Annotated in this window: 22 protein-coding genes; 19 read left to right on the forward strand and 3 right to left on the reverse strand. The window is 71.7% G+C overall.

Annotated features, from left to right (window positions below; genetic code table 11):
• Nucleotides 1–12: 12 nt before the first annotated feature.
• The 4 genes from NHL53_RS12720 (at nt 13) to NHL53_RS12735 (ending at nt 5,180) form a co-directional block, all read left to right on the forward strand.
• The gene (locus NHL53_RS12720) at nt 13–1,581 is read left to right on the forward strand and encodes an ABC transporter substrate-binding protein (RefSeq protein WP_433777242.1); all 1,569 of its coding nucleotides are present in this window, start codon (nt 13–15) and stop codon (nt 1,579–1,581) included.
• A gap of 94 nt (nt 1,582–1,675) precedes the next feature.
• Nucleotides 1,676–2,815: an NAD(P)/FAD-dependent oxidoreductase gene (locus tag NHL53_RS12725; protein ID WP_433777243.1), complete on the forward strand. Its 1,140-nt coding sequence runs from the start codon at nt 1,676–1,678 to the stop codon at nt 2,813–2,815.
• An 88-nt stretch (nt 2,816–2,903) separates the two neighbouring features.
• A complete protein-coding gene (locus tag NHL53_RS12730) occupies nt 2,904–4,022 on the forward strand; it encodes an NAD(P)/FAD-dependent oxidoreductase (protein ID WP_433777244.1) in 1,119 nt (372 codons plus the stop codon).
• Between the two features lie 15 nt (nt 4,023–4,037).
• A complete protein-coding gene (locus tag NHL53_RS12735; protein ID WP_433777245.1) occupies nt 4,038–5,180 on the forward strand; it encodes an NAD(P)/FAD-dependent oxidoreductase in 1,143 nt (380 codons plus the stop codon).
• Between the two features lie 13 nt (nt 5,181–5,193).
• Here NHL53_RS12735 and NHL53_RS12740 read toward each other — a convergent pair whose 3' ends face one another.
• The gene (locus tag NHL53_RS12740) at nt 5,194–6,642 is read right to left on the reverse strand and encodes a helix-turn-helix domain-containing protein (protein WP_433777246.1); all 1,449 of its coding nucleotides are present in this window, start codon (nt 6,640–6,642) and stop codon (nt 5,194–5,196) included.
• A gap of 132 nt (nt 6,643–6,774) precedes the next feature.
• Between NHL53_RS12740 and NHL53_RS12745 the strand changes: the two genes are divergently transcribed.
• The 15 genes from NHL53_RS12745 to NHL53_RS12815 all read left to right on the forward strand — a co-directional run bounded on the left by NHL53_RS12745 (nt 6,775) and on the right by NHL53_RS12815 (nt 18,875).
• Nucleotides 6,775–8,625, forward strand: coding sequence for a phosphoenolpyruvate carboxykinase (GTP) (locus NHL53_RS12745; protein ID WP_433777247.1), 1,851 nt, complete (start codon nt 6,775–6,777; stop codon nt 8,623–8,625).
• A gap of 444 nt (nt 8,626–9,069) precedes the next feature.
• Complete coding sequence (locus NHL53_RS12750) at nt 9,070–11,235, forward strand: DEAD/DEAH box helicase (protein ID WP_433777248.1); 2,166 nt, start codon at nt 9,070–9,072, stop codon at nt 11,233–11,235.
• 498 nt (nt 11,236–11,733) lie between these two features.
• Nucleotides 11,734–12,225 carry an Asp23/Gls24 family envelope stress response protein gene (locus tag NHL53_RS12755; protein ID WP_433777267.1) on the forward strand — a complete coding sequence of 164 codons (492 nt, stop codon included), beginning with the start codon at nt 11,734–11,736 and terminating at the stop codon, nt 12,223–12,225.
• Nucleotides 12,222–12,413, forward strand: coding sequence for a DUF2273 domain-containing protein (locus NHL53_RS12760; RefSeq protein WP_433777249.1), 192 nt, complete (start codon nt 12,222–12,224; stop codon nt 12,411–12,413). The genes NHL53_RS12755 and NHL53_RS12760 overlap by 4 nt, the downstream gene beginning before the upstream one ends.
• A gap of 71 nt (nt 12,414–12,484) precedes the next feature.
• Complete coding sequence (locus tag NHL53_RS12765; protein WP_433777250.1) at nt 12,485–12,784, forward strand: NTP pyrophosphohydrolase; 300 nt, start codon at nt 12,485–12,487, stop codon at nt 12,782–12,784.
• Complete coding sequence (locus NHL53_RS12770; RefSeq protein WP_433777251.1) at nt 12,785–13,372, forward strand: DUF6286 domain-containing protein; 588 nt, start codon at nt 12,785–12,787, stop codon at nt 13,370–13,372.
• Nucleotides 13,369–13,986, forward strand: a complete 618-nt coding sequence (locus NHL53_RS12775; protein WP_433777252.1) for a hypothetical protein — start codon at nt 13,369–13,371, stop codon at nt 13,984–13,986. Before NHL53_RS12770 ends, NHL53_RS12775 begins: the two co-directional genes overlap by 4 nt.
• A 34-nt stretch (nt 13,987–14,020) precedes the next feature.
• On the forward strand, nt 14,021–14,236 hold the full coding sequence (locus NHL53_RS12780) for a hypothetical protein (RefSeq protein ID WP_433777253.1): 216 nt from the start codon (nt 14,021–14,023) through the stop codon (nt 14,234–14,236).
• 73 nt (nt 14,237–14,309) lie between these two features.
• Nucleotides 14,310–14,483 (forward strand): CsbD family protein, encoded by a 174-nt coding sequence (locus tag NHL53_RS12785; protein WP_433777254.1) that lies wholly within the window; start codon nt 14,310–14,312, stop codon nt 14,481–14,483.
• 71 nt (nt 14,484–14,554) lie between these two features.
• A complete protein-coding gene (locus NHL53_RS12790; protein ID WP_433777255.1) occupies nt 14,555–14,821 on the forward strand; it encodes a GlsB/YeaQ/YmgE family stress response membrane protein in 267 nt (88 codons plus the stop codon).
• Nucleotides 14,822–14,944: 123 nt separating this feature from the next.
• Nucleotides 14,945–15,505, forward strand: a complete 561-nt coding sequence (locus NHL53_RS12795; RefSeq protein ID WP_433777256.1) for an RNA polymerase sigma factor — start codon at nt 14,945–14,947, stop codon at nt 15,503–15,505.
• A gap of 152 nt (nt 15,506–15,657) precedes the next feature.
• The gene (locus NHL53_RS12800) at nt 15,658–16,116 is read left to right on the forward strand and encodes a hypothetical protein (RefSeq protein WP_433777257.1); all 459 of its coding nucleotides are present in this window, start codon (nt 15,658–15,660) and stop codon (nt 16,114–16,116) included.
• Complete coding sequence (locus NHL53_RS12805; RefSeq protein WP_433777258.1) at nt 16,113–16,469, forward strand: hypothetical protein; 357 nt, start codon at nt 16,113–16,115, stop codon at nt 16,467–16,469. Before NHL53_RS12800 ends, NHL53_RS12805 begins: the two co-directional genes overlap by 4 nt.
• 371 nt (nt 16,470–16,840) lie before the next feature.
• On the forward strand, nt 16,841–17,767 hold the full coding sequence (locus NHL53_RS12810) for an aldose 1-epimerase family protein (protein ID WP_433777259.1): 927 nt from the start codon (nt 16,841–16,843) through the stop codon (nt 17,765–17,767).
• A gap of 25 nt (nt 17,768–17,792) precedes the next feature.
• The gene (locus tag NHL53_RS12815) at nt 17,793–18,875 is read left to right on the forward strand and encodes a M15 family metallopeptidase (RefSeq protein WP_433777260.1); all 1,083 of its coding nucleotides are present in this window, start codon (nt 17,793–17,795) and stop codon (nt 18,873–18,875) included.
• A 73-nt stretch (nt 18,876–18,948) separates the two neighbouring features.
• Here the strand turns inward: NHL53_RS12815 and NHL53_RS12820 are convergent, their stop codons facing one another.
• Both NHL53_RS12820 and NHL53_RS12825 read right to left on the reverse strand, forming a co-directional pair.
• Nucleotides 18,949–21,399 (reverse strand): ATP-binding cassette domain-containing protein, encoded by a 2,451-nt coding sequence (locus NHL53_RS12820; RefSeq protein ID WP_433777261.1) that lies wholly within the window; start codon nt 21,397–21,399, stop codon nt 18,949–18,951.
• Nucleotides 21,396–21,968: an ECF transporter S component gene (locus NHL53_RS12825; protein WP_433777262.1), complete on the reverse strand. Its 573-nt coding sequence runs from the start codon at nt 21,966–21,968 to the stop codon at nt 21,396–21,398. Before NHL53_RS12825 ends, NHL53_RS12820 begins: the two co-directional genes overlap by 4 nt.
• Nucleotides 21,969–22,170 lie beyond the last annotated feature (202 nt).

Raw genomic sequence — 22,170 nt, forward strand, 5'->3', positions numbered from 1 at the left:
GAAGGAACACCCATGAACATGAAACGCGGAACGAGGAGGGGCGTCGCCGTCACGGCGGCCGCCGGCCTCGCGAGCATAGCGCTCACCGCCTGCCTGCCGAGCGACGACAGCGCCGAGGGCAGCGGGGAGGGGGCGGAGAAGCTGGTGCTCGCGCAGAGCAGCGACTTCAAGCCGCTCGACCCGCACAACAGCGCCGAGACGCCGGCCGAGCGGGTGTTCGCGAACGTCTACAGCCGGCTCTTCTCGCTCGATGAGGCGATGGATCCCGTGCCCGAGCTCGTCACCGACTACGAGCAGCCCGACGACGAGACCTGGGTCTTCCAGATCCGCGACGACGTCGTGTTCAGCGACGGCGAGCCGCTGGACGCCGAGGACGTGGCGTTCTCCCTGAACCGGGTGAGCAGCGACGAGACCACCCTCGAATACCCGTTCTGGAACAGGGTCCAGGAGGCGACCGCGACGGACGACTACACCGTCGAGGTCACGACCGACGGCGCCATGCCCGCGATGCTGCGCCTGCTGGCCAAGAGCGGCGGCGACATCCTGCCGGCCGACCTGATCGACGACATCGGCATCGACGAGTTCCTCAAGGCGCCCATCGGGTCGGGTCCCTACAAGATCGACACCTGGCAGCGGGACGACCGGGTCCTCCTCTCCCCGAACGAGGAGTACTACGGCGATGCCCCGAAGTGGGACGAGGTCGAGTACCGCGTCATCCCCGAGGCGTCCACGCGCGTGAGCGAGCTCCTCACCGGCGGCGTCGACATCATCACGGACGTCCCGCCCGTCGACTGGGACCGCATGGACGCCGAGGACGGCGCGGACGTCCTCTTCGGGGAGACCACCCGCGTCATGATGATGGTGTTCCGCAACGACGAGCCGTGGATCACGTCGGACAAGCGGGTGCGGGAGGCCGTCGACCTCGCGATCGACAACGAGGCGATCACCGAGGGCCTGTTCGACGGAAGGGCGATGCCGATCCGCTCGCGCGTTCCCGTCGGCATCTTCGGCGCGAACCCCGATCTGCAGGACACGTTCGTCTACGACCCGGACCGCGCCAAGGAGCTGATCGCCGAGGTCGAGGAGGAGAACGGCGAGCCCGTCACCCTCAACATCATGGCGCCCAGGGACCGCTATCCGCTCGACGCCGACATGACCGAGATGGTCGTCGGCATGCTCGAAGAGGCGGGCATCCAGGTCGAGACCGAGATCCTCGACGGCGTGACCTTCAGCGAGAAATGGGGCAACAAGGAGCAGAAGGAGGCGGCCATCATCGGCCTCGCCGACGGTCTCTTCGACGCCTCCTACTCGATGACGCACTACCTGATGGGCAACAGCCAGAACGAGGGCCGCGCCGCGTACCACAGCGAAGAGGTCTCCTCGCTGATCAACGATGCCGACTCGAACATGGATCAGGACCGCCGCGAAGAGCTCTATCAGGAGGCGCTAGCGATCGTCGCAGAGGACCGCCCGCACGTCTTCCTCCTGCAGCAGATGAGCGCGTACGGCGTCTCGGATCGGGTGACGTTCGAGCCCCGGCTCGACGACCGCACCTACTTCGACGACATCACGCTCGATTGACCCCCGCGGCGGGCGGCGGGGGCCCTCGACGGCCGCCGCTCGGCGGACGGCGCCGCCGTCCGGCCACACCACGAAACGGAAAGGGAGAACACCCGTGAAGATCGTCGTCATCGGCGCCGGCTCTGTCGGATCTCACGTCGCCTATCGTCTGCAGGAGCAGGGGGCCGAGGTCACCCTCCTCGACGCGTCCGCGCCCGGCATGGGCACCACCTCCTCGTCGATCGCCATGCTGAACGACTTCCCCCAGAGGGCCTGGCCCGAGGAAGCGGGCAAGGCGAAGCTGCGCACCGAGATCCACGACCTGTTCCACCAGCTCGCCGAGGAGGTCCCCGGCGACTACCTGCACCTGAGCGGCTCGCTCATGTGGGTCTCGGAGGCCGAGGAGAAGGAGTTCCGCGACCTCGCCGAGGTCGCCACGTCGCGCGGCGTCGAGGTCGAGGCGATCACCCCCGCCAGGGCCAGGGAGCTCGAGCCCGGCGTGGTCTTCGCCGAGAGCGGCACCGTCTACCTGGAGAACAACTCCGGATGGGTCGACGGCCCCGGCATCGTCCGCGCGCTCAACGCCCGGTTCGTCGAGCTGGGCGGAACCCTCCTGCAGGGCGCTCGCGTCGTCGCGATCGGCCGGACGGACGACCGAATCGCGAGCGTCACGCTCGACTCGGGCGAGCGGATCGACGCCGACGCGTTCGTCAACGCGGCCGGCAGCTGGGGCTCGCACATCGCCCAGATGGCGGGGCAGGCGATCGCCCTCGACCTCATCCCCGGCGTCATCGTCTACACCCAGCCGTTCGAGGCCGGTCAGGCGCCGCAGCGGATCATCAACACGCCGGCCTGGTGCGGCCGCCCCGACCCGTCGGGCGGGCTCGCGATCCACTGGAGGGGCCACTCGCAGACCGCGCGCCACGGGGAGAACATCGACGATCCCGCGCAGATGATGGCCGACGTCGCGGCGGTGATCCCCGCGCTCGCCGACACGCTGCCCGCGCGGCAGTCGGTCGGCATCCGCCCGATCCCGCCGGGCGGGCCGATTCTCGGCGCGCTGCCGTGGGCGCCGAACTTCTATCACACGCTCTCGCACGGCGGCATCGGCTGGGGGCCGATGTGGGGGTGGATGGTCGCGCGCGAGCTCCTCAGGGGCGAGCGCGTCGAAGAGCTCTCGGCGATGCGTCCGGAGCGGTTCTATCTGAACCCCTCGCAAGTCGGCCGCCACGCCGACGACGCCGAACAGCAGTAGCAGGAACCCGGGGAGCGGACGGATCCTGTCGCACGACGGGATCCGTCCCTCTCACCTACGAGGAGCGAACAAGGAGATGAGGTCAGGGATGAGCAGCGCATCGGTCGTCGTCATCGGCGGCGGGATCGCCGGAGCGACGACGGCATTCTCGCTGGCGCGACGCGGAGCGGACGTCGCTCTCGTCGACGACGGTGGCGCGGGACAGGCCACGGCCGCGAGCGCCGGCATCATCGCGCCGTGGGTCTCGTCGGTCGAGGGGCCGTTCTACGACGTGTACGCCGCGGGCGGCGGCTTCTACCCGGAGTACCTGTCGAGGCTGAGCGGTCTCGGGATCCCGGAGCTCGGGTACCGGCGCTCGGGCGCGCTCGTGGTCGCGGACGACGACGCGCAGCTCGATCGCACCGCGGATCGCGTGACGGCACGGGTGCGGGAGGCGGGCGACGTGGCAGGGGAGGTCCGGCGTCTCGACGCGGCGAGCGCCCGAGAGCTGTTCCCCGCGCTCGCCGAAGACCTCTCCGGTGTGCTGGTGACGGGGGGAGGCCGGGTCGACGGGCGGACTCTGCGCGACGCCTCCGTGACCGGAGCGCGGATGCGCGGCGCGACGACGGTGACGGACGCGGTCGTGTCCGTCGAGCAGCGCGCGGGTGGAGGATGGCGGGTCACCACCCTCCGTACGCATCTCGACGCCGACGCGGTCGTGGTGGCGGCCGGTGCGCGCATCGTCGACCTGCTGTCGCGCCTCGGCGTCCGGGTCGGGATCAGCCCGCAGCGCGGCCAGATCATCCACCTCGCTCTCCGCGGCGTGAACACGTCGCCGTGGCCGACGATCCACCCCCTCTCCGACCACTACATGACGCCGTTCGACGGCGGTCGGATCGCGGTGGGGGCGACGCGCGAGACCGGCAGCGGCTTCGACGCGCGGGTGACGGCCGGCGGCCAGTTCGACGTGCTGCGGAAGGCGCTGGGCGTCGCGCCGGGGCTGCGCGACGCGACGTTCCTCGAGACGCGCGTGGGGATCCGCCCGATGAGCGACACCGGGATCCCTCAGGCGGGAGCCGTGCCCGGAGCGGACGGACTGTGGATGGTCGGCGGCTACGGCGCCGCCGGGCTCACGATGGGGCCGCTCCTCGGCGACGCGATCGCCCGCAGCGTTCTCGGCGAACCGGCCGCGGAGCTCGCCCGCACCCCCGTCGTCGTCGACGCCTGACGGAAGGGGGAGCGGATGAAGATCGCCGTGATCGGCGCCGGCGCCGTCGGCGCCCACGTCGCCTACCGGCTGCAGCAGCAGGGCGCGGAGGTCGTGCTGATCGAGGCGACGACGCCCGGCAGCGGGACGTCGGCGACCTCGATCGCGTGGCTCTCGTCGTTCCCGCAGCGCGCGTGGGGGGAGGAAGCGGGCAAGGCCGCTCTCCGCCCGCGGATCGACCTGCTCTTCCACGAGCTGCAGCGCGAGGTCCCCGGCGACTGGCTGCGCTGGTCGGGCACGCTGCTCTGGGGCGATGCGTCCGAGCGCGAGGAGTTCACGCGACACGCGCACGTCGCCCGCGATCGGGGCGTCGGGGTCGAGATCCTCGACGCCGACGCCGCGCGGGCCCTCGAGCCCGGCGTTCGGATCGACGACGACGAGGTGGTCTTCTGGGAGGAGGGGTCCGGCTGGATCGACGGGCCCGCCATGATCGCCGCGCTCGTCGACGTCTTCACCGCCGCGGGAGGCGTCCTGCGCACGGGGGCTCCCGTCGTGGGCTTCGACAGGGTGGGGGAGCGCGTCACGGCCGTCCACCTCGGCGACGGCAGCGCGATCGGCGTGGATGCCGTCGTCAACGCCGCGGGAAGCTGGGCGTCGCACATCTCGGCGATGGCCGACCTCGCGATCCCCGTCGATCTCGTTCCCGGCCGCGTGTTCTACACGCCGCCCCTTCCGCGGGGCGAGGGGCCGACCAGGGTCATCAACACGCCGTCGTGGTGCGGCCGCCCCGACCCCTCCGGCGGGTACGCGGTGCACTGGCGAGGCCACTCGCAGACGGCGCACCACGGCAGCAACATCGCGTCCGGCGCCGCGCTCATGGCGGAGGTCGCGCGGACCCTTCCCGCATTCGCGGGGATGGAGCCTGCGGGATCCCGCGTCGGGATCCGCCCGATGCCTCCGGGCGGCCCGATCGTCGGGGCCGTTCCCTGGCTGCCCAACTTCTACGTCACGGTGTCGCACGGCGGCATCGGGTGGGGCCCGCTCTGGGGGTGGGTGGCCGCCCGTGAGCTGCTGCACGGCGAGGACGTCCCCGAGCTGGCCGCGATGCGACCCGGGCGCTTCTACGTCGACCCGGTGGGGATCGACCGCGGTGCCGACGAGACGGAGCGGGCGGCGTAGAGCCCGACGCCCCTCACCCGGAGTGCTTCTCGAGGAAATCGAGCACGTCGCTCTCGGAGACGCCGGGGAAGCTGCCGCGGGGGAGCGGGCTGAAGATGTGCGTGTGCACGCGGGCGCTCGGCCAGGCGCGTCCGGCCCATTTGTCGGCCACTTCGGGATCCGGCCGACGGCAGCACGCCTCGGCGGGGCAGGTCGACTGCGCGCGCATGGGGGTCTCGCGGCCGCGCCAGAAGCGGGCGTCGTCGAAGGGCACCCCGACGGTGATGGAGAACTCGCCGTTCTCGGTCGTGCCGGTCTGGGTCGCGCACCAGAAGGTCCCGGCGGACGTGTCGGTGTACTGGTAGTGCTCGGTCGTGCGGTTCTGCTGCTCGAACGCCTGGCGAGCGGAGAAGCGGCGGCACACGATCTGGCCCTCGACGGCGCCCGTGACGTCCTGGGGGAGAGGGAGGCCGTCGTTCTCGTAGACGCGCTCGATCTGTCCGCTCCCGCCGACGCGCAGGAAGTGCAGGCGCATGTCGAGGTGGCGCGTCATGAGGTTCGTCATGCGCATGCTCGCGGCCTCGTGGGTGACGCCGAACGCGTCGCGGAAGTCCTCGACGGCGAGGTTGCGGTCGGCCTTCGCCTCGCGCAGGAAGGCGGTGCCCGCGGTCTCGGGGATGAGGCAGCAGGCGGCGAAGTAGTTGATCTCGAGCCGCTGCTGCAGGAAGTCGGCGTAGGACGTCGGCGGCTGGTGCTCGAGCAGCAGGTGCGCCATCGCCTGCAGCGCCATGGAGCGCAGCCCGTGGCCGCCGGGGATCGATGCGGGCGGCAGGTAGATGCGGCCGTTCTCGAGGTCGGTGATCGACCGGGTCGACGGCGGCAGGTCGTTGACGTAGATGAGCTCGAACCCCAGCCGCTGCGCCATGAGGCTCACCGTGCGGTGGGTGAGGGCGCCCCGCGTGTGGCCCGCCGCCGCGAGCTGATCCTCGGCGAGCTTCTCGATGTCGGGCAGGTAGTTGTCGAGCTCCCGCATGCGCAGGCGCAGCTCGGTGTTGGCGCGGCGCGCCTCCTCCGGGGTGGCGTTCGCTTCCCGGTCGCGGCGCTGGAGCTCCTCGTGGAGGCCGAGGATCGTCTCGATCGCCTCGTCGCTGAGGCCCTTCGAGGCGCGGACGGGAGGCAGGCCGAGGCGGCGGAACGTGTCGCGCTGCTGGGCGCGGTCGAGGGCGATCTCGAGCGCCGCGCGCCGGTTCGGGGGCTCGAGGGAGAGCAGGTCGGTCACCGAGGCGCCCACGCCCTCGGCGATCCGCTGCAGGAGGGTGAGCTTCGGCTCCCTCTTGCCGTTCTCGATGAGGCTCAGCTGGCTGCCGGCCACGCCCACGATCCCGCCGAGGTCGTCGAGGGTCAGCCCGCGCTGGGTGCGGAAGTGCCGGATCCGGTGGCCGAGGGTCGCGAGTTCGATGTGATCGGAGGCGCCGTTGCTCATTCCTTCATATTAACGAAAGAACGCCTCTTCTTTCAGGCCGATATGGACGAAAGGAATCCCGACCATGAAGGAATCTGGGTGTGCGGCACCCGCCGCGCACCGGAGAATCGCCCGAAGGAGAGCACGATGGTGATGATCGACGCACAGAACGACACGCAGACGACCGGTCTCTCCGCATACGGCGCGCGTCCTGCGCTCTCCGGCGTCGCCTTCGCCAGGCTCGTCGACTGGGTCGACGAGATCGCCGCGCTCATGCAGCCCGACCGCGTGCACTGGGTGAGCGGCTCGCCCGACGAGACCGCGGCGCTGCTCGAGAGCATGGTCGCGCAGGGCACGCTCATCCGGCTGAACGACGAGAAGCGGCCGAACAGCTTCCTCGCCCGCTCCACCGAGGACGACGTGGCGCGGCTCGAATCGCGCACGTTCATCTGCTCCGAGCGCGAGGAGGACGCGGGGCCGACCAACAACTGGCGCGACCCGTCCGAGATGCGCGGGACCCTCGCCGGCCTGTTCCGCGGATCCATGCGCGGCCGCACGCTGTTCGTCGTGCCGTTCTCGATGGGCCGCACGGGCGGACCCCTCTCCCACATCGGCGTGCAGCTCACCGACAGCCCCTACGCCGTCGCCTCGATGGGCGTCATGACCCGTGTGGGCGACGAGGTCGCCCAGCTCATCGCCGAGGGCGCCCCGTGGGTGCGCACGGTCCACTCGGTCGGCGCCCCGCTCGCCGAGGGCGAGGCCGACGTGGTCTGGCCCTCGAACCCCGACAAGCACATCGTGCACTTCCCCGACACCCTCGAGGTGTGGTCGTTCGGATCCGGCTACGGCGGCAACGCGATCCTCGCCAAGAAGTGCTTCGCCCTGCGCATCGCGTCGGTCATCGGCCGCGACGAGGGGTGGCTCGCCGAGCACATGCTGCTCATCCGGGCGGTCAGCCCCGAGGGGCGCGCGTTCCACATCGCCGCAGCGTTCCCGTCGGCCTGCGGGAAGACCAACCTCGCGATGCTGCGCCCGACGCTCCCCGGCTGGAGGGTCGAGACGATCGGCGACGACATCGCCTGGATCCGCCCGGGTGAGGACGGACGGCTCTGGGCGATCAACCCCGAGGCCGGGTTCTTCGGCGTCGCCCCCGGAACCGGTGAGTCGACCAACGCCGCCGCCGTCGAGGCGCTGCGCGAGAACGTGATCTTCACGAACGTCGCCCTCACGCCCGACGGCGACGTCTGGTGGGAGGGGCTCACCGACGAGACGCCCGAGCGGCTCATCGACTGGAGGGGCGACGACTGGACCCCCGACAGCGGGCGGCCCGCCGCGCACCCCAACTCGCGCTTCACGGTCGCCGCGAGCCAGTCGCCGACGATCTCCCCCGACTGGGAGGATGCGGTGCCGCTCGACGCGATCCTCTTCGGCGGGCGCCGGGCCACGAACGTGCCGCTCGTGGTCGAGGCCTCGAGCTGGGAGCACGGGGTGTTCATGGGCGCGACGATCTCGTCCGAGCGCACCGCCGCGGCCGAGGGCACGGTCGGCGAGCTGCGCCGCGACCCGTTCGCGATGATGCCGTTCTGCGGCTACAACATGGCCGACTACTTCGCCCACTGGATCCGCGTCGGCGCCCGGGCCTCGCGCCTGCCCGCCGTGTTCCAGGTCAACTGGTTCCGGAAGGGCGACGATGGGCGCTTCCTGTGGCCCGGGTTCGGCGAGAACGCGCGCGTCATCGACTGGATCGCCCGTCGCGTGGCGGGCGAGGCCGAGGCGATCGAGACGCCGGTGGGCCGCGTGCCCGCCGCGGGCTCGCTCGACCTCGACGGGCTCGACGTGCGCGACGCCGACCTCGAGGAGCTGTTCCGGGTGGATCCCGCGAGCTGGCTCGACGAGGCGCGGCTCACGGAGGAGTTCTTCGACACGTTCGGCGACCGCGTGCCGGCGGAGCTGCGCGAGCAGCTCGCCGCGCTGCGCGAGCGCCTCGAGACCGCGAGGGGCTGACCGCACTCGGCTCCTCGTTCCGCGCGACGCCGGACCGCACGCCGGCCCGCGCACCCAGAAGCGGCCCGCCTCCCCGATCCGGGGCGGGTCGCTTCTCATGTGCGGGTTTGCTTGTTTGCTTTCTTGCTCGCTGGCTTTCCTGCTTGTTGGTTTGCTTGTTGCCTGCCTGCCTGCCTGCCTGCCTGCCTGCCTGCCTGCTCGCGAGTGGCGCAGATAATCGCGAGCGGCGCAGATATCCGGCCGGATTCCTGCGCCACTCGCGAGTTCCTGCGCCGCTCGCGAGCCGGGGAGGACGGTGCGGAGGAGTCTCCCCGATCCAGCCAGGCGGTTTCCCAGGGCGGGTCGGTACTGTGGAACGTCGGCTTGAGGGATACCGCGTCGTATGCGCGGGTGTTGATGTGTCCTGTTGTGGCCGCATGAACACCTGGAAGGTGCTTACTCAGCATGCCCAAGAGCAAGAAGCCCGCGGGCGGGCGTCCGTCGAAGAACTTCGACCCCCGCTACGCGAACAAGAACTCCCGCGGCCCGTTCCGCGGACACGGACGCGACGACGAGGGCCGCAAGCCCCGCTGGAGCCGCGATGATCGCGACGCATCGCGCGGCCCGCGTCGCGAGGACCGCGGCGAGCGTCGCTTCGACCGGGATGACCGTCCGCGTCGCTTCGAGGATCGCGGTGACCGGGGTCCGCGTCGCGACGACCGCGATGGCGGTTTCCGTCAGAACCGCGACGACCGTCCGAGTCGTTTCGACGACCGCGGCCCGCGGCGTGACGACCGCGGCGAGCGTCGTCTCGACGACCGCGGTCAGCGTGGGGAGCGTCGCTTCGACCGGGATGACCGTCCGCGTCGTTTCGAGGACCGCGGCGACCGGGGCCCGCGTCGTGACGACCGCGATGGCGGCTTCCGCCAGAACCGCGACGACCGCGGTGGGCGTCGCTTCGACGACCGCGGCCAGCGCGGGGAGCGTCGCTTCGAGCGTGACGATCGTCCGCGTCGTTTCGAGGACCGTGGTGACCGGGGTCCGCGTCGTGATGACCGCGATGGCGGCTTCCGTCAGAACCGCGATGAGCGCCCCCGTCGTTTCGACGACCGCGCCCCGCGTCGCGATGACCGCGGCGAGCGTCGCTTCGACGACCGCGGCCAGCGTGGCGAGCGTCGCTTCGACCGCGATGACCGTCCGCGTCGTTTCGAGGACCGCGGCGACCGGGGTCCGCGTCGTGACGACCGCGATGGCGGCTTCCGCCAGAACCGCGACGACCGTCCCCGCCGCGACGACCGCCCCGCCCGCGAGGAGCGCGCGCCCCGCGCCGCCTTCGACGGCGAGCGGAAGTGGCAGGAGAACCGCGAGCAGCGCCCCGAGCGCACCGCCCAGCAGGAGCAGCGCATCGACATCGTGCACGAGCGCCTCGAGGCGGAGGCCGTGCAGGCGCAGGAGACCGAGGGCCAGACCTTCGCGGATCTCGGCCTGGGCGACAACATCTGCCGCGCGCTCGCCGACCTCGGCGCGCCGACGCCCTTCCCGATCCAGGCCGCGACCGCCGGTCCGATCATCGCGGGCCAGGACGTGCTCGGCCGCGGCCGCACCGGCTCCGGCAAGACGATCGCGTTCGGCGCTCCCCTCGTCGAGAGCCTCCTCCGCGGCCGCGCCGGCAAGACGCGCGAGTACGGCCGCGCCCCGCAGGCGCTGATCCTGGCGCCCACGCGCGAGCTCGCGCTGCAGATCGACCGCACGGTGCAGCCGATCGCCCGCAGCGTCGGCCTGTTCACCACGCAGGTCTACGGCGGCGTGCCCCAGGCGAAGCAGGTGGGTGCGCTGAAGAAGGGCGTCGACATCATCATCGGCACGCCCGGCCGCATCGAGGACCTGCACAAGCAGGGCAAGCTCGACCTCAGCGAGGTGCGCATCGCCGTGCTCGACGAGGCCGACCACATGTGCGAGCTCGGCTTCCTCGAGCCGGTCCAGCGGATCCTGCGCCTCACGAAGGACGACGGTCAGAAGCTGCTGTTCTCGGCGACGCTCGACCGCGAGGTCACCGCGCTCGTCGACGAGTTCCTCAAGGAGCCGGCGGTGTACGAGGTCGCCGGCGAGGACCAGGACTCGGGCACGATCGACCACCAGGTGATCGTCGTCGACCAGCGCCGCAAGCGCGACGTCATCGAGGAGCTCGTCGCCCGCGACGGCCGCACGATCGTCTTCACCCGCACCCGCGCGTTCGCCGACCAGCTCGTCGAGCAGCTCGAGGACGCGGAGATCCGGGCGATCGCCCTGCACGGCGACCTCAACCAGGCGAAGCGCACCCGCAACATCGAGCGCTTCTCGAAGGGCCGCGCGAGCGTGCTCGTCGCCACCGACGTCGCCGCCCGCGGCATCCACGTCGACGACGTCGACCTCGTCGTGCAAGCCGACGCCCCGGACGAGTACAAGACGTACCTGCACCGCTCGGGCCGCACGGGCCGCGCCGGCCGCGCCGGTCGCGTCGTGACGATCATCCCGCGTCAGCGTCGCCGTCGCATGGGCGAGCTGCTGCAGCGCGCCGAGATCGACGCGCCGTTCCGCGACGCCGCCCCCGGCGACGCCGTGATCGAGGAGATCGCCGGCCCCGTCGCCTGACGTCTCCCGTCCCGCGAGGGCGCGCCCCCATCCCGGGGCGCGCCCTCGCGGCGTGTCCGGGCTCCGCGGCCGAGCCGCTCTCCTCCGGGTGGGTGCTGTCGGACGGTGCTGAGCGGCGCGATCCCGGGGATCCGTGTCTCACGTTGTGCGGGCAGAGACCGCGGCGTGAATCGTCCTGGTCTGAGTTTCGTTCTTCAAGAGAAGGGACCCGCTGCAGGTGCGATGCCGCATCTTCTCCAGTGAGGAAGGCGGCATGCCGAAGAAGATCGAAGGAGGGGCGCGAAGAGCGAAGCGGCGGCAGGTTCGCTCCTCAGGATCCCACCGTTGATCAAACAGTTGCCTCCGAATCCGGTGCGCTCCCAGATTTTTGTGACGTTTGCGCCCGTGGCTGCGTCTCTGGTTGTAGAGCGTTCTTCTTCGCTCGGTGAGAAGCGCGGTTCTGCGCCGCCCTAGGTGATTGTGGAGGTAGTTCAGATGGCTACGGATGAGACGAACCCGATGGCTTCCGGGGAGACCGTGTCGGAGACTCGGGCAGCGAAGACTCCGGCTGCCGCGTCGCGGGTCGATCGTGCGCCTTCGGCTGGGCGCATCCCGGCAGGCGGAGAGTCTGAGCCGGCTGGTCGTACGACGATCGCGGACGGCGTCGTGGCGAAGGTCGCGGGTATCGCGGCTCGTGAGGTGTCGGGTGTGCATGCGCTCGGCGGTGGAGGAGCTCGCGCTCTGGGCGCGATCCGTGACGCGGTGAACGCGACGGACCTCACGCAGGGCGTGAAGGTCGAGGTCGGCGAGACCCAGGCTGCGGCCGACATCTCGATCGTGGTGGCCTACCCGGCGCCGATCCAGGACGTGGCGGAGAACGTCCGCCAGGCCGTGACCGGCGCGATCACTCGCCTGGTCGGCCTGCAGGTCGTGGAGGTGAACGTGGACGTGAACGACGTGCATCTTCCCAGCGATGACGCTGACGACGACGCCGAGTCCCGCGTCTCATGAGCACCACGCTGACCGGTGCCTTCGTCGGGGCGGTGCTCGCCTTCGCGGCGCTGATCTTCGGCTTCTGGGGATTCCTGCTGGTCGCGGTGCTGATGGGGATCGGCGCCCTGGTCGGGCGAGTGGTGTCCGGTCAGCTGGATCTGCGGGCTCTCGCGGGGGCGTTCACGGGGAGGCGCACCTCGTCATGAGCACGCTGACCGTCGAGCCGACCCTGCGGGCCGCTCCCGAGGTGCGGGGCTCGGTGCACGTGCGGGAGCGAGTGATCGAGAAGGTCGTTCGTGAGGCGTCTGCGGTCACGATCGGCATCCCGCGAGGGGACGTGGGAGTCGAGGTGTCCGAATGGGGTGGCGGCCTCGCCGTGCGTATCGCGGCGAGGCTGCCGATCCCCGACCTCGACGACGCGGAGGCTGTCCGCGCCGCGCCGAGCGTGATCGAGCGACTTCGGGAGATGCAGTCGGTGCTCGCAGATGAGTTCGGCCGGCTGACCGGGCGGGACATCCGGCGAGTGTCGTTCACCGTGACGGGTGCGGCGGCTCCGGATCGAAGGAGGGTGAGGTAGATGACGAACCCCGTGCTGATGCACGTGGTGCGCCGTGAGACGCACTCTCCGCGCACGGTGATGACGGTGATCGTGCTGGTCCTCGTCGCGGCCGCTGCGGCGTATGCGGGGACCGAGATCGTGCTGCATCTGCTGGGGGCGGCGCCGCTGCTGGTCGCACCGGGTGCGGCGCTCGCATGGGCGGCGGAGGCGCTGCCCGCGTCTGAACCGCGAGCGGCGGTCGTCGCCGGAGCCGGAGCGGTCGCGGTGATCGGGGCGATCCTGCTGTGGTTCGCGCTGGCTCCCGGCCGTCGTCCTCGGCATGCGCTGAACGCGTCGGGACATGCCGTGGTCGTGGACAACGGCGTGATCGCGTCGGCGGTGGCCGAGCGGGTGCGGCGCGAACTGGACCTTCCGAGGGGAGCCGTCATCGCGGGTATCGGTCACCGCAGCGCGGATGTGACGGTGCGCCCGGAGCCCGGTCAGGTCATCGACCGGGAGAGCGTGCGTTCGATCGCGGAGAACGAATTGGACGGGTACGGAGCCTCGCCTCGGCTGAAGGTCCGGGCGCGAGTGCAGCAGCCCGCAGAGAGGGAAGGCGGGTCATGAACGCGACGAATCGAGGAGTGAATCGGGCCGTTCTCTTCCTTGTCGGGCTGGTGCTCGTCGCCGCCGGCAGCGCGGTGGTTCTCGCGTCGGTGTGGCCGGTCGCGGCCAGGATCTGGGGCACCTGGACGGGGACCGCGGTGTCCTGGATGCAGGACGCGGACGAAGCGTCCCGCCTCTCGGACGGGACGACCTTGAGCGGGTTCGCGATCGGCGTGCTGGCTGTGCTGCTGGTCATCATCGTGGGAGCGGTGACGGTGATCGCCCGGCTGGGAGGCGGGCGGAGCAGCGTGGTGATCCGGGATGAAGCCGGGGACGGCGTTCAGGGACCGGTGGTGATCCGGCAGGGCTTCGCGTCTGACGCGATCACCCAGTCGCTCGCCTCGCGGGGGGAGATCCTCGCCTCCCGGGTGAGCGCGAGCAGAGTGCGAGGGACAGACGTGCTGCATGTCAGCGTCACGCCGAGACAGAACACCTCACCGCTCGACGTCGCCGGAACGGCGACCCGACTGGTCGACAACCTGGCGATCCTGACAGGCCGCGAGACGCCGACGCTCATCTCGATCCGCTCCGGCGTCCGAGCCCGACTCGCAGGCGACCAGCCGCGAGTCGACTGAGGCCTCTCCTGGGGGAGAGGGAAGGAGTAACACGATGGGTAAGAACATTCTGATTCTCGCTGTGATCGTCATCGCCTCCTACCTGGTCGGCGTGGAATCGGCGAAGTCCCGGGGAAAGAACTACGGGGATCTGCGTCATCAGATCGAGCGGCTGTGGACGAGCCCGGACGCGAGGAAAGCACGGCGACGGATGAGGAAGAAGCTGCGGAAGTCGGCTGGCAGAGCACGCAAGGCCGTTCTCGGCAGCTAGTCGGCGCAGAGAAGCCGCTCCGCGAAAGACTCGTCCTCGCACGAGGACGGAACAGAAGAAAGGAAACAACGCCATGAGCGCTGGAGACAAGATCAAGGCCGCCGCCGACAAGGCCGCGGGTCAGGTCAAGGAGACCGTCGGAAAGGTCACCGATGACGACAAGCTCGTCGCCGAGGGCAAGGCCGACCAGGCCAAGGGGGCGGTCAAGGACACGGTCGAAGACGTCAAGGACGCCTTCAAGAAGTGACAACCTCGTGGGGCGGGCGTCAGCCCGCCCCACCCCGCAATCTCATCTGATTCCCCGAAAGGACTGCTCTCATGGGCTTCTTCAGTTTTCTGCTTCTCGGCCTGATCGCCGGTGCGCTCGCGAAACTCATCCTTCCCGGCCGGCAGGGCGGCGGATGGTTCGTGACCCTTCTGCTCGGCGTGATCGGCGCGATGCTCGGCGGATGGCTCGGCGGCATGATCTTCGACGTCAACCTGCAGGGATTCTTCAACCTCTCCACCTGGCTGCTCGCCATCGGCGGATCCATCCTGGTGCTGCTGATCTACGGCCTGCTCACCGGCCGCCGGACGAAGAGGTGACGATACCCACAAAGCGAACCGGCATCGTTGCACCTGCGGGGACAAGATGGGGTCAGCGTGCGGCGACCATGCCGTGCGCTCGCCCTCGTCGGGGAGGGCGTCTTCGCGTGAGAGGGACGAAGGATGAGTCGCGACCGTGACCCATTGGAATCCGCAGACGACGCGATCGTCGCCGGCCGGGCGGCCGACGGCGACACCGCGGCGTTCGCGGTGCTCGTGCGCAGGTATACGCCGATGATGCGCACGTATGCCCGTCGGATCCTGTCCGGCACCGCGGATGTGGACGATGTGGTGCAGGACGCGTTCATCACCGCCTGGGGGCAGCTGCCGAAGCTCGACGACCCGGGCAGGGTGAAGAGCTGGCTGATGCGGATCACGAGCCGCAAAGCCATCGACCGCATCCGCGCCGCACGCCCCCGGGTCGATCTGGAGGAGGTCGATCTTCCGGCTCCGGACAGCTCCGCTCCTGCCAGGCAGGTGGAAGCCCGGGCCGGGGTGTCCGCGTTGAGCGATGCGCTGCAGGCGCTTCCGGCGCCGCAGCGAGAGTGCTGGGTGCTGCGGGAGATCGGCGGATGCACGTACCAGGAGATCGCCGACGATCTCGGTGTCTCCCCCTCTACCGTGCGGGGCCTGTTGGCCCGGGCGCGAAAGGACATCATTGTCCGGATGGAGCAGTGGCGATGAACGCTCAGGACACGCCCGACCCCCTGGGTATGGAGCCGGAAGATCTCGATGGGCACACCATCGAGGAGCTCTCCGATTACCTCGACTCGGGGCGCTCCCCCGCAGACCCCTCCATCGACGGATCCGCAGGGTGTCTGATCGCTCTGGACGCGTTGGAGCGCCTGCGCGCCCTGACCCCTGAGCTCATCGCGGCCGACACGGCAGCCGAGCCCGAAGTCGACGAGACCTGGGTGCAGAGCATCCTCGCCGGCATCGCCCTGGACGCGCGAGCCGGACGCCGCATCCCTCTCGTCATCGATCCTCCAGGCGCTGACGCGGGGATCACCGAAGGCGCCGTCCGGGGCGTGATCCGCGCAGCGGAGAACACGGTGCCCGGCGTCCTGATCGGCCGGTGCCGGTTCGACGGCGACGTCACTGTTCCCGGGGAGCCCATCCTCATCCGCGTGGATGTCAGCATCCCCTACGGGCTGCCGATTCCGAGCTTCGTCGATCAGCTCCGCTCCGAGATCGGCGCACGTCTGAGCGCGCACACGACGCTGAACGTGACAGGGATCGACATCGCGGTCTCGGACCTGAGACAGCTTCCGAACCGGACAGAGGGGGAGCGATGACCGCCTCGCAGGAGCGCACTCTCGCGGCCGACATCGAGCTCGCGACCCGAGCGATACCCGGCGTCTCCGCGCTCTTCCGCGCCGGGACGCTCGTATCGAACGTGCTCGAGGCCGGTGCGTGGGTGATCGGCATCCGCGACGATTCCGATCCGCTCATCCGTCTCGAGCAGACACCCGAAGGCCTGCGGGCCGACATCGCGATCGGCGTCCACGAGCACGTCGGCGCGGTGGAGACGATCCGACAGGTCCAGGCCGCGGTGCGAGCGGTCGTCGAAGAACAGCACCTCGTCGTCGCGGACATGCGCATCACCGTCGTCCATGTCAGCGACGCCACCCGACGGGGAGGCGAATGAACCGCCCCGGGGCTCGGCTTCCGTGTGCGGCGGGGCCGATCCGGGTCAGCATGTGACGCGTCCTCGGGCGGGGCGCATGCGGAGCTCGCCAGGGAGGTGCTGGTCGCTCCCCACCGCGCACCCGTTCGAGCGTCGTGAGCTCTCCCTGGTCGACGGACCTCCAGGAGCCAGGCTGACGGATCGATCCGCTCTTCTCGACGCTGTCGATCGCCTCGGCGAGGGTCTCGCCACACGCGTCACCCGCGCACCAGGTGGCGACATACGCGATGTCCGCGGCCCCGACCCGCTCGCGATGCTCGTCGATGACGCGCACCCGGATGCGAACCGACCGCCGACGCGAGACAATGGGGCGAGCCCCTCGGAAGGACCCCATGACGCGCACCCCCGTCGACCCCACCGGACAGCAGATCCGCCTCACCCGCGGCGACGTCACCGCGCACATCTCGCAGGTCGGCGCGGCGTTGCGCGGCCTCGCGGTGGGCGGAACGGCCATCGTCCCCCCGTACCCGGAGGGCGCCATGGCGCCGTCGGGATCGGGCGTCGTGCTCGTCCCGTGGCCCAACCGGGTGCGCGACGGCCGGTGGCGAGCCGTGGATCCGCACGGCCGCGCCTACGACGAGCAGCTCGCGATCGACGAGGTCCCGCGGCGCAACGCGATCCACGGACTGCTGCGCTGGACGGCCTACGAGGTCGACGAGGGCGACGGATCCGTCACGCTGTCCGCGCGGATCCTCCCGCGTCGCGGCTACCCGTTCGCACTCGACACGCGCGTCACCTACGCGCTCGCGGACGACGGGATCCGCGTGACGCACGAGATCGAGAACATCGGCGCCGATGCCGCTCCGGTGGGCGTCGGCACCCATCCGTTCCTCTTCATCGAGGGCGTCGCGACCGAGGACCTCGTGCTGGCCGTGCCGGCCGAGACGTTCTTCGAGGTCGACGACCGCCTGCTGCCCGTGGCGGAGAGCCCGGTCTCCGGATCCGTCGATCTGCGCGGCGGCGTGCGCGTCGGCGACGCGCAGCTCGACACGGCGTTCGGCGGTCTCCGGCGCGACGCCGACGGCCGGGCGCGTGCGACGCTGACGGCCCCCGACGGGCGCGTTCTCGCGCTCTGGCAGGACGAGGCGTTCGACTTCCTGCAGGTGTTCACGACCTCCTCCTACCCAGGGCAGTCGCGCGCTGTCGCCGTCGAGCCGATGACGATGCCCGCCGACGCCCTCAACTCCGGCCAGGGCCTGCGCTGGGTGGAGCCGGGGGAGACGTGGTCGGCTTCCTGGGGCGTGGCGCTCGGCCGATGAGGGCTTCGGGAGGACGATGAGACACGTGGCCCCGGAGACTCGAGCGACCTCGCGCCGTGCGCTGCGGCGTCGGGAGGCGCAGCGCCGCCGTCGGCGCGCCGTCGCCACGGTCGCGGCGAGCTTCGCGGCGAGCATCATGATCGTGGCGGGCGCCGCGATGACGGCGGGCTGGACCGACCACAAGGTCGCGCCGGAGGGCTGGGCCCCCAGCGCCGCAGGGACGCACGGGCCGCTGAACGCGGAGGTGCGCTCGCCGGGCAGCGCGGGCGCGGCGGGAGGCGACGCGGAGGAGCTGGCCGCCGGGATTCCGGGAACGCCGCCGCCCATGCCGACCCCCGAGCCGACCGAGCCGGCCGAATCAGCCGAGGCTCCCGAGGAGGACGCGCCCGAGCCGGAGATCTGCGGCGAGGCGATGACCGCCGCGCTCGGCGCGGGCGACGCGTCGGGAGCGATCGAGGCCGCGGGCGGCGGCGAGCCGTTCCGCGCCGCGATCGCGGCGGGCGAGGCCGACTGCGTGCCCCTCGCAGACCCCGCCTGGCCGTGGGTCGTCGTCAACAAGCAGCGCCCGATCGATCCGATCGACTACGCGCCCGAGATCGCCTCGCCGAACGGGGGCCCCGACCACATGAAGACGGGGCTCGCCACGACGGCCGCCGAGGCGCTCGACGCCCTGGCCGCCGCGGCGGCCGACGCCGGCGCGGGCGACGTCGCGCTCGAGAGCGGCTACCGCTCGTACGCGGCCCAGCAGGAGTCGTACGGATCCATGGTCGACGCGTACGGAGAGGCGGAGGCGGACCTCACATCGGCGCGGCCGGGGTACAGCGAGCACCAGCTGGGTCTCGCGGCCGACGTCGTCGCGTGCGAGGGCGGGGCCTGCGGCACCATCTACCAGCTGGGCGACACGGCGCAGGGCGCGTGGATCCGCGAGAACGCGTGGCGCTGGGGCTGGATCGTGCGCTACGAGAGCGACCAGAGCGGCGTGACCGGCTATGCGCCGGAGCCGTGGCACCTCCGCTACGTGGGTCCCGAGCTCGCGCAGGCCTATCACGAGGGCGGCTTCCACACGCTCGAGGAGTTCTTCGGGCTCCCCGCGGCACCCGGCTACTGATCCGGACCCCGGCGCTCCGGGGCGCGGGATCGGGGCGCGGCGGGTGCTCTCCCGCGGACGGAGGGGGCGCCGCTCACCCCGGCGGCAGCAGGGCGGCTCCGACGAACGCGGCGACGGTGAGGAGCCATCCGCCGATGACCAGCGCGGTGTCGGCGGGCGTCCAGACGGCCGGGTGGCGCTCGGTGCGGGTGGGGTGGGCGCCGAAGGCGCGCGCGTCCATCGCGAGCGCGACGCGCTCCGCGTGCCGGATGCCGCTCGCGAGCAGCGGGACGAGGGTGCTCGCGCCGACGCCGATGGCGGCGAGCGGTCCGCGGCGACCGCGCACCCGGTGCGCCGACCGGATGATCTCGCGCTCGTCACGGAAGCGCGGCACGAAGCGCAGCGCCGCGAGCGCGGTGCCGCCGAGGCGGTACGGGAGGCGCAGGTGCTGGGTGAGCGAGCGCACGAAGCCCGCGCCGTCGGTGGAGACGCCCCCGACGAGCGCCGTCGCGAGCAGGGCGGCGAGCCGCAGTCCCGTCGCGATGCCCGTCTCGACGTCGGTCCACAGCGAGAACCCGACGCTGAGGATCGCCGCGATCGCGGGCAGCACCAGGCCGAGCCAGAGCGCGAGGCGCCGCGTGAGGCGGGATCCGGCGAGAAGCACGGCGTACGACAGCGAGAGGACGATCGCCGGGACGACGGGATCGCGGGTGAAGACGAGCGCGATCATCGCGGGGAGCACGGCGACGAGCTTCGCGAGCGGGTCCCGCCGGTCGAGGGCGCGACGCCGTTCGGCGGGCGGCGGGGCGGCGACGCGCACCGGACCGGTGTCGGGAAGGGGGACCGCGGAGGAGTCGTCGAGGACGACGGGGGCGGCGGAGACCTCGGTCGGTCCGAGCGTCCGCTCGCCGGGATCGGGATCCGCCTCCGCGGGGCGATGCGCGCGCATGACCGCCCGTCCGTCCCGCACCTCCACGACGTGCGTCGCGCAGCGGTCCACGAGGGCCGGGTCGTGGGTGACGACGATGATCGTGACGCCGTCCGCGCGCAGCGCCTCGAGCATCCCGATGATCTCCGAGGCGCGGGCGCGATCCTGGCCGAACAGCGGCTCGTCGAGCACGAGCACCCGTCGCTCGCCCGGCTCGATTCCGATGAGCGCGGTCCCCACCGACAGGCGCCGCTTCTGCCCGCCCGAGAGGCGGAACGGGTGCCGCTCGGCGTGCGCGGCGAGGCCCAGGCGGCCGAGCATCGCGTCCACGCGTCCGTCGATCTCGTCGCGGGTGAGGCCCCGGCCGCGGAGGTCGTGCGCGAGCTCGTCCCGCACGGTGTGCGCGACGAACTGGTGCTCCGGATTCTGGAACACGAATCCGACGCGCCTGCCCCGACGGGATCGCGCCGGGTCGTCTCCGTCGACGCGCACGGATCCGCGGGGAGCGGGCAGCACGCCGGCGATCGCCTGCGCGAGGGTCGTCTTCCCCGCGCCGTTCGGCCCGACGACGGCGGTGAAGGATCCGCGGGGGATGTCGAGGGACACGCCGCGCAGCACCGTGCGCCGGGAGCCGCGCCGTCCGCGCGCGAGGACGAGGTCGTGGACGGCGACGATCGCGTCGGCGGAGGCCGCGGCTCCGCCGCGGGAGGCGCGCGCCCGGGTCCCACCGGGCGCCTCCCGAACGGCCGCCGCGGGGCGTCGCGCGGCGTGGTCCTCGACGCGGGCAGAGGCGGTCTCGCCGGCGTCTGCCTCCGGGCGCGCATCGCGCATTCCCTCCGAGGCATGAGAGGCCGATCGGGGCAGCCAGACGCCGAGCGCCGCCAGCTCCCGCCTGTGCTCTCCCAGCACCCGAGCGGGAGAGCCGTCGAAGGCGAGGCGCCCCTCGTCGTCGAGCACGAGCACCCGGGTGGCGAGCGGAAGCGCCGCGTCGACGTCGTGCTCGATGAGGAGGATCGACCGATCGCCCGCTGCGACCAGTTTATGCAGCGCGGCGTATACCTCGCGCGCGCCGTCCGGGTCGAGATTCGCGGTGGGCTCGTCGAGCACGAGCAGCGGCGCGTCGGTCGCGAGGGCCGCGGCGAGGGCGAGGCGCTGGCGTCCGCCGCCGGACAGCGTCGCGGGGTCGTCGTGGCGCCGCTCCCAGAGGCCCAGACGGCGCAGGGAGCGCTCTGCGCGCCGCTCGATCTCGTCGGCGGGCGCGAGCAGGTTCTCGAGTGCGAAGGCGACCTCGTCGAGCACCGTCGCGGTCACGACCTGCGCGTCGGGATCCTGGAACACCATGCCGATCCGCGCGCTCAGCGCCGCGGGGGAGGACGAGGCGACGTCACAGCCCGCGACGCGCACGACGCCCGTCACCTCGGCGTCGAGCGAGTGGGGGATGAGGCCGGAGAGCGCGAGGGTCAGCGTCGACTTGCCCGCGCCGCTCGGTCCGAGCAGCAGGACCGCCTCGCCCCGTCCGATCGCGAAGGACACATCCCGCACGGTCGGCTGGTCGGCGTCGAGGTGCGCGACGCTCACGCGCTCGAGGGCGACGAGCGGGACGGGGTCCGACGTCATCGGGCGGCCGCGCCGCCCGGACGCCGCTCGGCGGGGCGCACGCCGGCGCGCACGAGCCCGCGTCCGACCGCGAGGCCGATCAGCGTCCAGACGACGGGGCCGATGAGCGAGAGGGCGAGATAGGCGATCTGCGCCCAGACGGGCAGCGCGTCGATGTGCGCGGCGACCGCCACGACGAAGGCGATCGCGGCGCCGATGACGAGCGCCGAGATGAGGTAGCGCCACCCGCTCCACGCGCGATAGCGGAACAGCGCGGCGACGCCCTCCTGGATCCCGCCGAACAGCAGCGCGGTGCCGAGGAACTGCGGGATGTAGATCGGGGCGATGGCGCAGCCGACGAGGCCGGCGAGCACGTGCGCGAGCAGCGCGACGCCCGGCACGCGGAAGACCTCCTGGGCGATGATGCCCGGCAGCGTGTGCACGCCGAGGAGGAACCCGTAGAGGAACGGGGCGGTGGCGAGCACCGGCACGGTGAGCCATCCCTCGATGCCGCCGAGGGCGCCCGTCGCGACGCCGATCGCCGCGCACACGAGGAGGACGCGGGTCGAGAGCAGGCGGCGGCGGGGCACCCCACGAGCCTACGATGAACGCCAGGGGAAGCGCTCCGGACGACGTGGGATCCGCGGGCCGCGACGACCGATCTCACGCGATTGTCACGACACGGTGTGCACTTGCTCGGAATGGGAGCCGGGAGGGGCGGCGGCACGGCATAATGGACAGGTGTCCGGATCAGCACATCCAGCAGGACACGAGCTCTCCCCGGCACCCCCC

Origin of the sequence: Microbacterium sp. gxy059, from assembly GCF_050958665.1 — a bacterium.
Classification (GTDB): domain Bacteria; phylum Actinomycetota; class Actinomycetes; order Actinomycetales; family Microbacteriaceae; genus Microbacterium.

Excerpts from the sequence above, each read along its gene's own strand:
- NHL53_RS12745 (WP_433777247.1), top strand. The coding sequence starts at position 6,775 with ATGATCGACGCACAGAACGACACGCAGACGACCGGTCTCTCCGCATAC.
- NHL53_RS12755 (WP_433777267.1), top strand. The coding sequence starts at position 11,734 with ATGGCTTCCGGGGAGACCGTGTCGGAGACTCGGGCAGCGAAGACTCCG.
- NHL53_RS12770 (WP_433777251.1), top strand. The coding sequence starts at position 12,785 with ATGACGAACCCCGTGCTGATGCACGTGGTGCGCCGTGAGACGCACTCT.
- NHL53_RS12790 (WP_433777255.1), top strand. The coding sequence starts at position 14,555 with ATGGGCTTCTTCAGTTTTCTGCTTCTCGGCCTGATCGCCGGTGCGCTC.
- NHL53_RS12780 (WP_433777253.1), top strand. The coding sequence starts at position 14,021 with ATGGGTAAGAACATTCTGATTCTCGCTGTGATCGTCATCGCCTCCTAC.
- NHL53_RS12775 (WP_433777252.1), top strand. The coding sequence starts at position 13,369 with ATGAACGCGACGAATCGAGGAGTGAATCGGGCCGTTCTCTTCCTTGTC.
- NHL53_RS12740 (WP_433777246.1), bottom strand. The coding sequence starts at position 6,642 with ATGAGCAACGGCGCCTCCGATCACATCGAACTCGCGACCCTCGGCCAC.
- NHL53_RS12750 (WP_433777248.1), top strand. The coding sequence starts at position 9,070 with ATGCCCAAGAGCAAGAAGCCCGCGGGCGGGCGTCCGTCGAAGAACTTC.
- NHL53_RS12760 (WP_433777249.1), top strand. The coding sequence starts at position 12,222 with ATGAGCACCACGCTGACCGGTGCCTTCGTCGGGGCGGTGCTCGCCTTC.
- NHL53_RS12785 (WP_433777254.1), top strand. The coding sequence starts at position 14,310 with ATGAGCGCTGGAGACAAGATCAAGGCCGCCGCCGACAAGGCCGCGGGT.
- NHL53_RS12805 (WP_433777258.1), top strand. The coding sequence starts at position 16,113 with ATGACCGCCTCGCAGGAGCGCACTCTCGCGGCCGACATCGAGCTCGCG.
- NHL53_RS12720 (WP_433777242.1), top strand. The coding sequence starts at position 13 with ATGAACATGAAACGCGGAACGAGGAGGGGCGTCGCCGTCACGGCGGCC.
- NHL53_RS12730 (WP_433777244.1), top strand. The coding sequence starts at position 2,904 with ATGAGCAGCGCATCGGTCGTCGTCATCGGCGGCGGGATCGCCGGAGCG.
- NHL53_RS12735 (WP_433777245.1), top strand. The coding sequence starts at position 4,038 with ATGAAGATCGCCGTGATCGGCGCCGGCGCCGTCGGCGCCCACGTCGCC.
- NHL53_RS12820 (WP_433777261.1), bottom strand. The coding sequence starts at position 21,399 with ATGACGTCGGACCCCGTCCCGCTCGTCGCCCTCGAGCGCGTGAGCGTC.
- NHL53_RS12810 (WP_433777259.1), top strand. The coding sequence starts at position 16,841 with ATGACGCGCACCCCCGTCGACCCCACCGGACAGCAGATCCGCCTCACC.
- NHL53_RS12795 (WP_433777256.1), top strand. The coding sequence starts at position 14,945 with ATGAGTCGCGACCGTGACCCATTGGAATCCGCAGACGACGCGATCGTC.